The sequence below is a fragment of the Pseudomonas lundensis genome (assembly GCF_002269125.1).
In the GTDB taxonomy this organism is placed as follows: domain Bacteria; phylum Pseudomonadota; class Gammaproteobacteria; order Pseudomonadales; family Pseudomonadaceae; genus Aquipseudomonas; species Aquipseudomonas lundensis_A.
In genome coordinates this window covers 33,033-46,799 of record NZ_NQKI01000004.1, presented here as the reverse complement: position 1 = coordinate 46,799, position 13,767 = coordinate 33,033, and the positions used below count along the sequence as shown (strand labels likewise).

Here is a 13,767-nt window from a genome sequence, read left to right as displayed (position 1 = left end):
GCGCAATGACCCCAGAAGTCGCGGTTGACCTGTTTCGCAGCGCGTTGTGGCTCACCACCATCATGGTGGCGGTGCTGGTGGTGCCCAGCTTGCTGGTGGGCCTGATGGTCGCCATGTTTCAGGCCGCTACGCAAATCAACGAACAGACCCTGAGCTTCCTGCCGCGCTTGCTGGTTATGCTCGTGACCCTGATCGTGGCCGGGCCGTGGCTGGTACAGACGTTTATGGAATACATCCTGTCGTTGTACGGCAGCATTCCGCAGTTGATCGGCTAAATGTCGCTGCTGGCCCTGACGGACGCGCAGATCAGTACCTGGGTCGCCAGCTTTATGCTGCCGCTGTTCCGGGTTGGCGCGCTGTTGACCACCATGCCGATCATTGGCACGACGCTGGTGCCCAAGCGCATCAAGCTGTTTTTGTCGCTTGCCATTACGTTGGCCATCATGCCCAGCCTGCCGCCGTTGCCCACCGTCAACCCGCTGGACCTGAGCGGGCTGATGCTGATTGCCGAGCAAATCATCATCGGCGCGTTAATGGGTTTTTCGTTGCAGCTGTTTTTTCAGGCGTTCGTGGTGGCCGGGCAGATCGTCGCCATCCAGATGGGCATGGGCTTTGCGTCCATGGTCGACCCGGCCAACGGGGTCAATGTGGCGGTGATCGGGCAGTTTTTCACCATGCTGGTGACGTTGCTGTTCCTGTCCATGAACGGGCATCTGGTGGTGTTCGAAGTGCTCACCGAAAGCTTTACCACGTTGCCGGTCGGTGGCGGTTTATTGACCCTGCATTTTTGGGAAGTGGTCGGCAAACTGGGCTGGGTGTTGGGCGCCGCCCTGATGCTGGTGCTGCCGGCGATTACCGCGCTGCTGGTGGTCAACATTGCCTTTGGCGTCATGACCCGGGCGGCACCGCAGTTGAACATCTTCGCCATCGGCTTTCCGCTGACGCTGGTGCTGGGCATGGTGATCCTGTGGATCAGCCTGGCGGACATTCTCAATCAGTATCAACCGCTGGCCAGCGAGGCCTTGCAGTTCTTACGTGATCTGGCACAGGCGAAATAGCCATGGCCGAAAGCGAGAGTGGCGCCGACAAAACAGAAGACCCCACGGAGAAACGAAAAAAGGACTCCAGGGAAAAGGGCGAAATCGCACGCTCCAAAGAGCTGAATACGCTGGCCATCATGCTCGCCGGTTCAATCGGTCTGATCATCTTTGGTGGCGCGCTGGCGCAGGACATGATGGAAATCATGCGCTACAACTTCAGCATCAGCCGCGAAGTGTTGCTCAACCCGGACTCCATGGGCGCCTTCCTGCTGCATTCGGGCAAGATCGCGCTGATTGCGCTGCAACCTGTGCTTATCACCCTGCTGATTGCCGCGCTGGTGGGGCCGATTGCGCTGGGGGGCTGGTTATTCGCGGCGGGCAGCCTGGCGCCCAAATTCAGCCGTATGAACCCCGCAGCGGGGATCAAACGCATGTTCTCGGCCAAGGCGCTGGTTGAACTGCTCAAAGCGCTGGCCAAATTCTTCATCATTCTGATCGTGGCCTTGTTGGTGCTTAAGGCCGACATCGACGACTTGCAGCGCATCGCCCATGAACCGCTGGAACTGGCGGTGATCCACAGCCTGCAAGTGGTGGCGTGGAGTGCGTTGTGGATGGCCTGCGGGTTAATCCTGATTGCCGCCGTGGACGTGCCCGTGCAGCTGTGGGAAAGCCACAAAAAATTGCTCATGACCAAGCAGGAAGTGCGCGACGAACACAAGGACCAGGAAGGGCGCCCGGAAGTCAAACAACGGATCCGCCAGACCCAGCGCGAGATGAGCCAGCGGCGCATGATGAGCGCCATCCCGGATGCGGATGTGATCATCACCAACCCGACCCACTTCGCCGTTGCCCTCAAATACGACCCCGAGAAAGGCGCTGCGCCGATGCTATTGGCCAAAGGCAGCGACTTTCTGGCGCTAAAAATCCGTGAAATCGGCGCCAAGCACGACATTCTGCTGCTCGAGTCCCCGGCGCTGGCGCGTTCGATCTACTACTCCACCGAGCTGGACCAGGAAATCCCCGCCGGCTTGTACCTGGCCGTGGCCCAAGTGCTGGCGTACGTCTACCAGATCCGCCAGCATCAGGCGGGCAAGGGCAAGCGGCCTGATCCGCTCAACGACCTGCCCATCCCGCCGGATTTACGGCGCGATGAGTGACGTGTTTTTCTGCGGGTCTAGAGTTGAGTCTCTCTAATCCTCGCGCCGGTCTCCGCAACTTCCGTGTATCTATGGACTTCAGGTAAGTTATTTATTCTGACTGTCACTTTTCGAGGTGTTGTCACTTCCTGTGCCTGGCTGATGGGGGTGTACTCAGGGACTTTGCCACGAGGCCCGCGCTGTATTTCAAGCGGCAAACTCTCAAACGTAGGAAGCGATGATTGTCGACTGTGTTGGGACGAAAATTGAAAGCCAGGGCGGGGGGGTAGATAGGGCGGAGAAGGTTCGAAATTGCGGTTAGGTATAAATCTGCTTGAATCATTTAAGGCCCCTTCCATTTCGTCCAGTGAGCTGAGTGAGGCCCGACTTGACAGCCCACGAAAACCTTGGCGGCTCGCACGTGCACCCGTCGTCATGGAGATAGCACCGAGCGTCGCGCTGGTGCCAGCCATGATTGCGCCAAATCGTGTTCCCGGCAATCTGGCTGCAACGCCGCCATACAGCACCCCAAGCGCCCCGCTAAAATAAGCGGCCAGCGCTGGGCCGCTTGTGCGGGCAGGGCTACTGAGAGCAAGGGCTATGCCTCCCATCGATGAAGAAATACCCTGGACAGCCAAGAGGGTATTCCCGGAGGCAATAAAGTGCCCTGACGGGTCTCGATAGTTGATCGGATTATTCAAGCAGTAGCTGTAGCAATTGATCCCGCCCTTACCAAACGGACTCCAACTGTCGGGGCTGTTAAAGCGCATCAACACGGGATTAAACGCCCGATACCCGTTGCCCAATAAATAATTCCCGGTCACAGGGTCTGCGCATTCACCGTTAAATGCCAATAGATGCTCATTGGCGCCTGCTGTTGGATGGTGACCATAGGGTGAATAAGCCATTGCCCGTTGTTCTGAACTGCCCACCGTATGCAGCACGGAGTGCTGCGTGTCGGTGGCGAGCAGGGTGCTGGCGGTTGATGTTGAATCACTGCGCTGTTGCGCAAGCAACTGGTCGCCGTGCTGCAGGATGGCGTGCCGCACGTCGCCCTGGATCTGCGTGGCGAGCCGGTTTTGCCGATAAAAGCGTTGGCGTGTCGCCTGTGGATGGGGCAGTAGCCCCGTCAGCCGATCAAGCGGGTCGTAGTGATAACTGCACAGCAGTGACTTTTTCATTGAAGTGCTCGCGCGCGTTGAGGAATGCTTGATGATGAGCGCGAGCAGGCGTCACGGGTACTGGCAGTTCTATCAGGTGGTCACCCTGTCAATGTTGCCAGTAGTCGGTTTGCCCAAACCTGCTTAACTAGGGATAGAGCGCGCCCTGGCGTTTGTTGACCGGCAATGGAGATGCGCGATGCCTATTGAGTTAACCCTGATTCCTGATGCGTCTGTCAAAACCTATGCGTTGAGTGATGCCCACGGTTTGGCCATGGCCGAGCTGGAGGGGTTGTTTCCGGCGTTCCCCGCGCTGGAGGGCACGTTTGCGATTTTTTGGCTGGATCAGGCGCTCGATCAACATGTGGTGGGGTTCAGCACCGAGGGCGCCAACCTGCTGGCGGTGATTTCGCTGCCGACCGTGCCGCAGGGTTGTGGCCACGAGGCGTATTACGCCGCCGTGCTGGAGCGGTGCGAGAAAGAGCGCGAAACGATTTTGCGATTTTTGCGCAAGTCATTGAGTTCGGAAGGGATCAATGGGATCTGTGCACGCAGTTTTATCCTGTGCAACCTGGTGCGCCCGTTGAAGCTCGACAGTGTGCCGGTGTGGAAGGATCGGCCGCACACGCGGGACGGGCGCTGCGGGGATATTCTGATTGGCGGGCGCGGGTCGGAGCGCTATCAGCCCAACCGCAAGATTGATGTGGTGTTCGGGGCCAGCAGCAGTGCGTGCCTGGTTATTGATTTGGGGGAGTGGCGCTGGAATTGAACCCTGCGTGAGTGTGCGGGGTCGGGTGTCTGGCGTGTGCATGCGGTCGCGTCGGCCCGCAGCATTATCAGCCCCTTCAGACAGGTTTGCTGCTTGCCGCGCCTCTGCGCAGGCGCTTATAGTCCGCGCTCGCCCACATGGCGACCGGGTTTGGCGACTCGGAACTTAACCGTAGATGCAGAAGCGTCATGAGTCTTTGCGCGTACAATCCGTGCCCTGTAGGACTTTATGGCGGTTGTGCGTGGGAGACTTTCGAGTCTGCCGGGTTTCTATGGTTAACCGGTTCGCCAACCCGCGCACAGCTGCCACCCCTTTGTTTGGCGACGAAAGGTGGCTTATGCATCTAACCATTGGACTTTCCTCATGCCGAACGCTCCCTATATCCCGCTGACTGCCATCGATTGCACCATCCCCGCCTTACTGATTGACCGCAATGCTCCGCTGGACGTGCTTCATGCCAACGCCGCTGCACGCGTATTGGCCGTCACGCAGTTGATGGAAACCTTCGCCGCTCGCGATGTGGAAAACGCAGACGCGGTGGATCTCAAGCACCTGGCCACCACGGCCATGCTATTGCTGCGCGATGGGTGTGACCTGCTGGATGTGCTGGGGTGGCGGCTCAGGCCGGCGTAACGGCCCACCCCAGGCCCATGCGCGGGTGAGCGGCTATTTCACCCGCGCACGCCCGGTGCCTGCACCGGTCGTCAGTGGATCAGGGAGCAAGCGCGGGCGCTGGAATTCAGGGCTTTTTCATTCTGATGTGGCCATTTGCCAAAGTTGGAAGGGTTCTTGCAAAGGCAGGCTCCACGGCGCACATGGCGTCAAAAGTTTGCTAAAGGTTTCCCGCAATGTCATTGGATCGCTCTCAGTTAATCAACACCGCACGCAACGGTCTGACCGGTTTGGGTCAGGGGCAATTGGGCGTGCCGTTGTTGTTGCTGGTGATGCTGGCCATGATGATGTTGCCTATTCCGGCATTCCTGCTGGATGTGTTCTTTACCTTCAACATTGCCCTGTCGATTGTGGTGCTGCTGGTCTGTGTGTACGCCTTGCGTCCGCTGGATTTCGCGGTATTCCCGACCATTCTGCTGGTGGCGACACTGATGCGCCTGGCGCTCAACGTGGCGTCGACCCGGGTGGTGATGCTCCACGGTCAAGAGGGGCACGGCGCCGCCGGTAAGGTGATTCAGGCCTTCGGTGAAGTGGTGATCGGCGGCAATTACGTGGTCGGTATCGTGGTGTTCGCGATTTTGATGATCATCAACTTCGTGGTGGTCACCAAGGGCGCCGGGCGTATCTCGGAGGTCAGCGCACGTTTTACCCTCGATGCCATGCCCGGTAAGCAAATGGCCATTGACGCCGACCTCAACGCCGGTTTGATCGATCAGAACCAGGCCAAGGCCCGCCGTCAGGAAGTCGCGCAAGAGGCTGAGTTTTACGGCTCGATGGACGGTGCCAGCAAATTCGTACGCGGCGACGCCATCGCCGGTCTGTTGATTCTGTTCATCAACTTGATCGGTGGCATGGCCGTCGGCATGTTCCAGCACGGCATGTCGTTTGGCGAGGCCGGTAAGGTCTATGCGCTGTTGACCATCGGTGACGGTTTGGTGGCGCAACTGCCTTCGCTGTTGCTGTCCACGGCCGCCGCGATCATGGTGACCCGTGCGTCGGGCTCCGAAGAGATGGGCAAGCAGATCAGCCGCCAGATGTTCGCCTCGCCCAAGGCGCTGGCGGTGTCCGCCGGGTTGATGGCCGTGATGGGCGCCGTGCCCGGCATGCCGCACTTCGCGTTCTTGAGCCTGGCCGCCGTCTCCGGTGGCGTGGCGTATTTGATGTGGAAGAAGCAAAACGTGGTCAAGGCTCAGGCGCTGCAAGAAGTTCAGCGCCAACAGGAACTGCTGCCGTCGCCTGCCCGTGCGCAAGACACCAAAGAGCTGGGCTGGGATGACGTAACCCCCATCGACATGATCGGTCTGGAAGTGGGCTACCGCTTGATCCCGCTGGTGGACCGCAACCAGGGTGGCCAATTGCTGGCGCGGATCAAGGGCGTGCGCAAGAAGCTGTCCCAGGATCTGGGCTTTCTGATGCCGACCGTGCACATCCGCGACAACCTCGACCTGGCGCCCAGCGCCTACCGCTTGACCCTGATGGGGGTGATTCTGGCCGAGGCTGAGATCTACCCCGACCGCGAGCTCGCGATCAACCCCGGTCAGGTGTTCGGCACGTTGAACGGCATTACTGCCAAAGACCCGGCCTTTGGGCTCGAAGCGGTGTGGATCGAAGTCAGCCAGCGCAGTCAGGCGCAATCGCTGGGCTACACCGTGGTGGACGCTAGCACCGTGGTGGCCACGCATTTGAACCAGATCCTCTACAAGCACTCTCATGAGCTGATTGGCCATGAAGAAGTGCAGCAGTTGATGCAGTTGCTGGCCAAAGCCTCGCCTAAACTGGCTGAAGAGTTGGTGCCGGGTGTGCTGAGCCTGTCGCAGCTGCTCAAAGTGTTGCAGGCGCTGTTGGCCGAACAGGTGCCGGTGCGCGACATTCGTAGCATTGCCGAAGCCGTCGCGAACAATGCGCACAAGAGTCAAGATACCGCCGCTTTGGTCGCGGCCGTGCGCGTTGGTTTGTCCCGCGCCATCGTCCAAAGCATTGTAGGCGTTGAGTCTGAGCTGCCAGTTATCACGCTGGAGCCAAGGTTGGAACAAATATTGCTCAATAGTCTGCAGAAGGCAGGGCAAGGTCAGGAAGAGGGCGTTCTGCTGGAGCCGAGCATGGCTGAAAAACTGCAGCGTTCGTTGATCGACGCCGCACAACGCCAAGAGATGCAAGGCAATCCGGTGATCCTGCTGGTGGCCGGCCCGGTCCGCGCGATGCTGTCGCGGTTTGGCCGTTTGGCCGTGCCGAACCTGCATGTGCTGGCGTACCAGGAAATCCCTGACAACAAGCAAGTCACCATCGTTGCGACAGTAGGCCCGAACGGCTGAGGTTTGGTTTATGCAAGTGAAGCGTTTTTTCGCCGCCGATATGCGTCAGGCCATGAAACTGGTTCGTGATGAGCTGGGGGCTGATGCCGCCATTATTGGTAACCGCCGCATTGCCGGCGGTGTCGAGTTGACCGCTGCGCTGGACTACAAATTGTCTGCGCTGGCGCCCCGTGTGCCGAATGTCGAACTTGAAGAAGAGCTGCGCAAGACCCAGTCGCGCATCGTGTCGGCCCAGGCCGAGTTGAGCATGCGTGCCGAGGGCGAGTCGGATGTCAGTCGGCAGTTGTTTGCCGGTCTGCCCCTGACCGCTGCTGAGCCGCTGATTGAGCCGACCTTCGAAGAGCCGCCGCGTCCCGCAGCCCCGGCCGCGCCGAGCATGGATCAACGCGCCTTCGACACCATGCGCTTTGAGCTCAATGGGTTGCGCGAGTTGCTGGAAGTGCAGTTGGGCTCGTTGGCCTGGAATCAGTTGCAAGGCAGCAAACCGGCGCAAGCCAATTTGTGGCGCCGTTTGCAACGCATTGGCTTGTCCGGCCCGCTGGCCCGTGACTTGCTGGAGCAAGTGACCGAAATTGAAGAGCCGCGTCAGGCCTGGCGCATGCTGTTGGCGCATTTGGCCCGCATGATCGCGACCCCTGAAGTCGAGCCGCTCGAAGACGGTGGTGTGATCGCCATGGTCGGCCCGGCCGGCATGGGCAAGACCACCACGCTGGCCAAGCTGGCGGCGCGTTATGTACTCAAGTACGGCGCGCAAAACATCGCGTTGGTGAGCATGGACAGCTACCGGATCGGCGCGCAGGAGCAACTTAAAACCCTGGGCCGGATCCTCAATGTGCCGGTCACGCACTTGGCGCCCGGCCAATCGTTGGGGCAAACCCTGGAGCCGCTGGTGCGCAAGCGCGTGGTGCTGGTGGACACCGCGGGCCTGCAAGCCAGTGACCCGGCGCTGCGCTTGCAGCTCGAAAGCCTGGCGGGGCGCGGCATTAAATCCAAAAACTATCTGGTATTGGCCACCACCAGTCAGAAACAAGTGCTGGCGGCGGCGTACCACAGTTATAAACGTTGCGGGCTGGCCGGTTGCATCCTGACCAAACTGGATGAAACGGCGAGCCTTGGTGAAGTATTGAGTCTGGCCATCAGCCACGAGCTGCCAGTGGCCTATCTCACGGACGGTCCGCGTATCCCGGACGATCTCCATTTGCCGCGTCGTCACCAGTTGGTGAGCCGTGCGGTGAGTGTGCAAATGCAGGAAGAACCCAGCGAAGAGGCCATGGCCGACATGTTCGCTGATATCTACCACAGCCCTTCCAAACGGGTCGGCTGAGGCAGTGATGATTACGTTGGAATGTACCTACATTGATGGTCTGCACATCCTGTTCCCGTTGAGGAACCCGCAGCCAACCTGTGTAGCCGCGTCTAAGTAAGACAAGGTAAAGAAAGATCATGGGCAGCATGCATCCCGTACAGGTGATCGCAGTGACCGGCGGCAAGGGTGGCGTCGGTAAAACTAACGTTTCAGTCAACTTGTCGCTGGCTCTTGCCGAGCTGGGCAGACGAGTGATGTTGCTGGATGCTGACCTGGGGTTGGCAAACGTCGACGTACTGCTGGGGCTGACCCCCAAATACACCCTGGCCGATGTGGTCGAGGGCCGTTGCGAGCTACGCGATGTGCTGCTGCCTGGCCCTGGCGGGATTCGTATCGTGCCGGCGGCGTCGGGCACTCAAAGTATGGTTCACCTGAGTCCGGCCCAGCATGCGGGGCTGATTCAGGCCTTCAGCGAGATCGGTGACAACCTGGACGTGCTGGTGATCGACACGGCCGCCGGGATTGGCGATTCAGTGGTCAGCTTTGTGCGCGCTGCGCAGGAAGTGCTGTTGGTGGTCTGCGACGAACCGACCTCGATCACTGACGCCTATGCGTTGATCAAACTGCTCAACCGGGACTACGGCATGAACCGCTTCCGCGTGCTGGCCAACATGGCGCAGAGCCCGCAGGAAGGGCGCAACCTGTTCGCCAAGCTGACCAAAGTCACCGACCGCTTTCTGGACGTAGCCCTGCAATACGTGGGCGCCGTGCCGTACGACGAAAGTGTGCGCAAGGCTGTGCAAAAGCAGCGCGCTGTGTACGAAGCGTTCCCGCGCTCTAAATGCTCGCTGGCGTTCAAGGCCATTGCGCAGAAAGTTGACACTTGGCCATTGCCTGCCAATCCCCGTGGGCACCTGGAGTTCTTTGTTGAGCGCCTGGTGCAGCAAACCAATGTAGGTACGTCTCCATGACAGCAAGCGGCTATCGCATGTACAGCAAGTCATCGCGCGACAGTCAGTACGAGCTGATCGAACGCTACGCCCCTTTGGTCAAGCGCATTGCCTACCACCTGCTGGCGCGTCTGCCGGCCAGTGTGCAAGTTGAAGATTTGATTCAGGCCGGCATGATCGGCCTGCTCGAAGTCTCGACCAAATACGACGCCAGCAAAGGTGCAAGTTTCGAAACCTACGCGGGTATTCGCATCCGTGGCGCGATGCTTGATGAAGTGCGAAAGGGTGACTGGGCTCCCCGCTCGGTCCACCGCAACACACGCATGGTCAGCGACGCAATTCGGGCAATTGAAGCAAAAACCGGCTGTGACGCTAAAGATCACGAAGTTGCGGCCGAACTCAATTTAAGCCTTGATGATTATTACGCCATTTTGAATGACACCTTGGGCAGCCGCCTGTTCAGCTTCGACGACCTGTTGCAGGACGGCGAGCATGAAGGGCTGCACGAGGACGGCGCCAGTGCGCACCTTGAGCCGTCGCGGGACCTGGAAGACGAGCGTTTCCAGGCTGCGTTGGCCGAAGCGATCGCCAACTTGCCGGAGCGCGAGCGGCTGGTGCTGGCGCTGTACTACGACGAAGAACTCAACCTCAAGGAAATCGGTGAGGTGCTGGGCGTGAGCGAGTCGCGTGTCAGCCAGTTGCACAGCCAGTGTGCCGCGCGTTTGCGCGGGCGCCTGGCGGAATGGCGAGCGCGCTGATACGCCGCCGTCCACACGATTTACCCCCTGTAGCCGCTGCCGCAGGCTGCGATAAGGCCGCAAGACCTTCTGTCACAGACGGTCGCTGCATCCGCGTCGCGGTCGGCGGTGGCGGCTACAGGGTTAAGGTTTACTGAATTGATTGAATGGCGCGCCCAGGTGCTGGGCGCGTTTTAAGACTGCTTGGAGGTCGAATTGGACAAGAATATGAAAATCCTCATCGTTGATGATTTTTCGACGATGCGGCGGATCATTAAAAACCTGCTGCGTGACCTGGGGTTCACCAATACCGTCGAGGCCGATGATGGCACCACGGCGATACCGATCCTCAATCAAGGTCATATCGACTTTCTGGTAACGGACTGGAACATGCCGGGCATGACCGGCATTGATCTGCTGCGCCACGTGCGCGCGGATGAAAAACTCAAGCACATGCCCGTGCTGATGGTGACTGCCGAAGCCAAGCGCGAGCAAATCATCGAAGCGGCGCAAGCCGGTGTTAACGGCTATGTCGTCAAGCCGTTCACTGCCTTGGCACTCAAAGAGAAGATCGAAAAGATCTTCGAACGCATCGGTTGATCGACTCGCCACGGGGGCGTTATGGAGCATAAAGAGGCTAGCCAGGGCGATTTTGAATCGACCTTGAAAAAACATGCTCGCGAGTTGGTCGACAGCCTTGAAAAAGGCCAGTTTGGCGACGCTGTGCAGCTGATTCACGAATTGAACCAGACCCGCGACCGGGGCCTGTACCGCGAAGTCGGCAAGCTGACGCGCGAGCTGCACAGTGCAATCGTCAACTTCCACATTGACCCGCACATGCCGCAAGCCGAAGAAGTGTCGCAGATCACGGATGCCACGGAACGTTTGTCGTATGTTGTGCGTTTAACGGAAGCGGCGGCCAACCGCACCATGGACCTGGTGGAGAACAGCACGCCCGTGGTCAACAGCCTGGGCGCCGAAGCCAAAACCTTGAGTGCGGAGTGGGGGCGCTTCATGCGTCGCGAGCTCAGTGCCGAGGAATTTCGGGATCTGGCGCGCCGGGTTGACGGTTTTCTGACGCGTAGCGAAGAAGAAAGCCACGTGGTCTCCGCCAACCTGAACGATATTTTGTTGGCTCAGGATTACCAGGACCTCACCGGTCAAGTGATCAAACGGGTCACGCAGCTGGTAACCGAAGTTGAAAGCAATCTGCTCAAACTGGTGCTGATGGCCAGTCAGGTTGACCGTTTCGCAGGGATCGAGCATGACCGCGAAGCACTGCGGGCTGAAAATAATCCGCAAAAAAACCTGGCGCAGGGTGAAGGTCCGCAGATTCATGCCGATAAGCGTGATGACGTCGTGTCCGGTCAGGACGATGTAGACGATTTGCTTTCAAGTCTTGGATTCTAAGGAGCACGTACATGAGCTTCGGCGCCGATGAAGAAATCCTTCAGGATTTCCTGGTTGAAGCCGGCGAAATTCTAGAGCAGTTGTCCGAACAACTGGTCGAGCTGGAAAGCCGACCGGATGATGCCGACCTGCTCAATGCAATTTTTCGCGGTTTTCACACTGTAAAAGGGGGCGCCGGCTTCCTCCAGCTCAACGAGCTGGTGGAGTGCTGCCACATCGCCGAGAACGTGTTCGACATCCTGCGCAAGGGTGAACGGCACGTCGATTCGGAGCTGATGGACGTGATCCTGGAAGCGCTGGACGCGGTCAACGGCATGTTCAGTGAAGTGCGCGAACGCGCACCGATCACGGCCGCGACGCCGGAGTTGCTGGCTGCCCTGGCGCGTTTGGCCGAGCCTGCGGCGGCACAAGCTGCCCCGGTGGTTGAGCCAGCCGCCGTGGCGCCTGCGCCGCAACCGGTGGCCGAAGACAGCGGTGACATCACCGATAACGAATTCGAGCTGTTGCTGGACTCGCTGAATGCGGTCAAAGCTGAAGCAGCGGCTGGCGGGTCTGCGGTTGCTGCGGCGCCCGTTACCGCGCCTGGACAGTCGGCTTCATCTGCCCCTGCCAGCGACGAAATTTCTGACGCCGAGTTTGAGTCGTTGCTGGACCAGTTGCACGGCAAAGGTCAGTTTGCACCAGACGCCGTGGCTGCCACGCCTGCGGCTCAACCCGCAGAACCGGCCGCGACTGCCAGTAACGAAATCACCGACGACGAATTCGAAGCGTTGCTCGATCAGTTGCACGGTAAAGGCTCGTTCAGTGCCGATGCGCTGGATGCCTCGGCCTCCGTGGCGCCTGAGGCACCGGCGGCTGCCGCACCGGCCAACCCGGACCACATCACCGATCACGAATTTGAATCGTTGCTCGACGAGTTGCACGGCAAGGGCAAGTTCACCGAAGTCCCCGCCCAGCCTGTCGCGGCCAAACCCGCTGCGGCGCCTGCGGCAGCGGCCGCTGTGGCCAGCAAGCCTGAACCGGCAGCACGCCCGGTCGCCCCGGCCCGCGCGGCAGCGGCCCACCCGGACAAACCGGCCGCCTCGGAAGCGGAAACTACAGTGCGGGTCGACACGGCGCGCCTGGACGACATCATGAACATGGTCGGTGAGTTGGTGCTGGTGCGTAACCGTTTGGTGCGCCTGGGCCTCAACAGCAATGACGAAGCCATGTCCAAGGCGGTCTCCAACCTCGACGTGGTGACCGCAGACCTGCAAACCGCGGTGATGAAGACCCGGATGCAGCCCATCAAGAAAGTGTTCGGTCGCTTCCCGCGACTGGTTCGCGATCTGGCCCGTCAGCTCAAGAAAGAAATCACCCTTGAGCTGGTGGGCGAAGAAACCGACCTGGACAAGAACCTGGTAGAAGCCCTGGCCGACCCGCTGGTTCACTTGGTGCGCAACGCGGTCGACCACGGCTGCGAAACCCCGGAAGAGCGCGAAGCGGCAGGCAAGTCTCGCTGCGGCAAGGTAATCCTTTCGGCCGAACAGGAAGGCGACCACATCCTGCTGTCCATCTCCGATGACGGCAAAGGCATGGACGCCAATATTCTGCGCGGCATTGCCGTGAAGAAAGGCCTGATGGACAAGGACGCCGCCGATCGCCTGAGCGAGTCCGACTGTTACAACCTGATTTTTGCGCCGGGGTTCTCGACCAAAACCGAGATTTCCGACGTGTCGGGCCGTGGCGTGGGCATGGACGTGGTGAAAACCAAAATCGCCCAGCTTAACGGCTCGCTGAACATCTATTCGACCCTGGGCCAGGGTTCGAAGATTGTGATCAAGGTGCCGCTGACCCTGGCGATCATGCCGACCCTGATGGTGATGCTGGGCAATCAGGCCTTCGCCTTCCCGCTGGTCAACGTGAACGAGATTTTCCACCTCGACCTGTCGCGCACCAATGTGGTGGACGGCCAGGAAGTGGTGATTGTGCGCGACAAGGCGCTGCCATTGTTCTACCTCAAGCGCTGGCTGGTGGCGTCGGCTGCCCACGAAGAGCAGCGCGAAGGGCATGTGGTGATTCTGTCGGTGGGCACCCAGCGCATCGGCTTTGTGGTCGATCAGTTGGTCGGTCAGGAAGAAGTGGTCATCAAACCGTTGGGCAAAATGCTCCAGGGCACGCCTGGCATGTCGGGCGCCACCATTACCGGTGATGGCCGTATTGCCTTGATTCTGGATGTTCCGAGCATGCTCAAACGCTACGCCGCACGGCGTATTTGATTCTGGTGGAGCGGGGC

General features: G+C 59.6%; 13 protein-coding genes. 12 read left to right on the top strand and 1 reads right to left on the bottom strand.

Features of this window, described 5'->3' with window-relative positions; all coding sequences use genetic code 11:
• Positions 1–5 precede the first annotated feature (5 nt).
• From fliQ to flhB, 3 genes are read left to right on the top strand one after another with little or no spacing between them, the layout of a single operon-like run.
• The gene (gene fliQ, locus CJF39_RS04125) at positions 6–275 is read left to right on the top strand and encodes a flagellar biosynthesis protein FliQ (protein WP_094992276.1); all 270 of its coding nucleotides are present in this window, start codon (positions 6–8) and stop codon (positions 273–275) included.
• On the top strand, positions 276–1,058 hold the full coding sequence (fliR, locus tag CJF39_RS04120; protein WP_094992275.1) for a flagellar biosynthetic protein FliR: 783 nt from the start codon (positions 276–278) through the stop codon (positions 1,056–1,058).
• Between the two features lie 2 nt (positions 1,059–1,060).
• Positions 1,061–2,197 carry a flagellar biosynthesis protein FlhB gene (flhB, locus tag CJF39_RS04115; protein ID WP_094992274.1) on the top strand — a complete coding sequence of 379 codons (1,137 nt, stop codon included), beginning with the start codon at positions 1,061–1,063 and terminating at the stop codon, positions 2,195–2,197.
• A gap of 17 nt (positions 2,198–2,214) precedes the next feature.
• On the opposite strand, the gene CJF39_RS04110 is transcribed toward flhB, so the two are convergent.
• Positions 2,215–3,357, bottom strand: coding sequence for an RHS repeat-associated core domain-containing protein (locus CJF39_RS04110; RefSeq protein WP_094992273.1), 1,143 nt, complete (start codon positions 3,355–3,357; stop codon positions 2,215–2,217).
• Positions 3,358–3,535: 178 nt separating this feature from the next.
• On the opposite strand from CJF39_RS04110, the gene CJF39_RS04105 reads away from it, so the two are divergent.
• From CJF39_RS04105 to CJF39_RS04065, 9 genes are all read left to right on the top strand, one after another.
• Positions 3,536–4,105, top strand: coding sequence for a hypothetical protein (locus CJF39_RS04105; protein ID WP_094992272.1), 570 nt, complete (start codon positions 3,536–3,538; stop codon positions 4,103–4,105).
• Positions 4,106–4,468: 363 nt separating this feature from the next.
• Positions 4,469–4,738, top strand: coding sequence for a short-chain dehydrogenase (locus tag CJF39_RS04100; protein WP_094992271.1), 270 nt, complete (start codon positions 4,469–4,471; stop codon positions 4,736–4,738).
• Between the two features lie 221 nt (positions 4,739–4,959).
• On the top strand, positions 4,960–7,089 hold the full coding sequence (gene flhA, locus CJF39_RS04095; RefSeq protein ID WP_094992387.1) for a flagellar biosynthesis protein FlhA: 2,130 nt from the start codon (positions 4,960–4,962) through the stop codon (positions 7,087–7,089).
• A 10-nt stretch (positions 7,090–7,099) separates the two neighbouring features.
• On the top strand, positions 7,100–8,413 hold the full coding sequence (gene flhF / locus CJF39_RS04090; protein ID WP_094992270.1) for a flagellar biosynthesis protein FlhF: 1,314 nt from the start codon (positions 7,100–7,102) through the stop codon (positions 8,411–8,413).
• Positions 8,414–8,532: 119 nt separating this feature from the next.
• Entirely contained in the window at positions 8,533–9,366 is an 834-nt protein-coding gene (gene fleN / locus CJF39_RS04085) for a flagellar synthesis regulator FleN (protein ID WP_094992269.1), read from the top strand.
• Positions 9,363–10,103 carry an RNA polymerase sigma factor FliA gene (fliA, locus tag CJF39_RS04080; RefSeq protein ID WP_048366258.1) on the top strand — a complete coding sequence of 247 codons (741 nt, stop codon included), beginning with the start codon at positions 9,363–9,365 and terminating at the stop codon, positions 10,101–10,103. Before fleN ends, fliA begins: the two co-directional genes overlap by 4 nt.
• Before the next feature lie 207 nt (positions 10,104–10,310).
• Positions 10,311–10,682, top strand: a complete 372-nt coding sequence (locus CJF39_RS04075; protein WP_162199707.1) for a chemotaxis response regulator CheY — start codon at positions 10,311–10,313, stop codon at positions 10,680–10,682.
• Positions 10,683–10,703: 21 nt separating this feature from the next.
• Complete coding sequence (locus CJF39_RS04070) at positions 10,704–11,492, top strand: protein phosphatase CheZ (protein WP_094992268.1); 789 nt, start codon at positions 10,704–10,706, stop codon at positions 11,490–11,492.
• An 11-nt stretch (positions 11,493–11,503) separates the two neighbouring features.
• Positions 11,504–13,750: a chemotaxis protein CheA gene (locus CJF39_RS04065; protein WP_094992267.1), complete on the top strand. Its 2,247-nt coding sequence runs from the start codon at positions 11,504–11,506 to the stop codon at positions 13,748–13,750.
• Positions 13,751–13,767 lie beyond the last annotated feature (17 nt).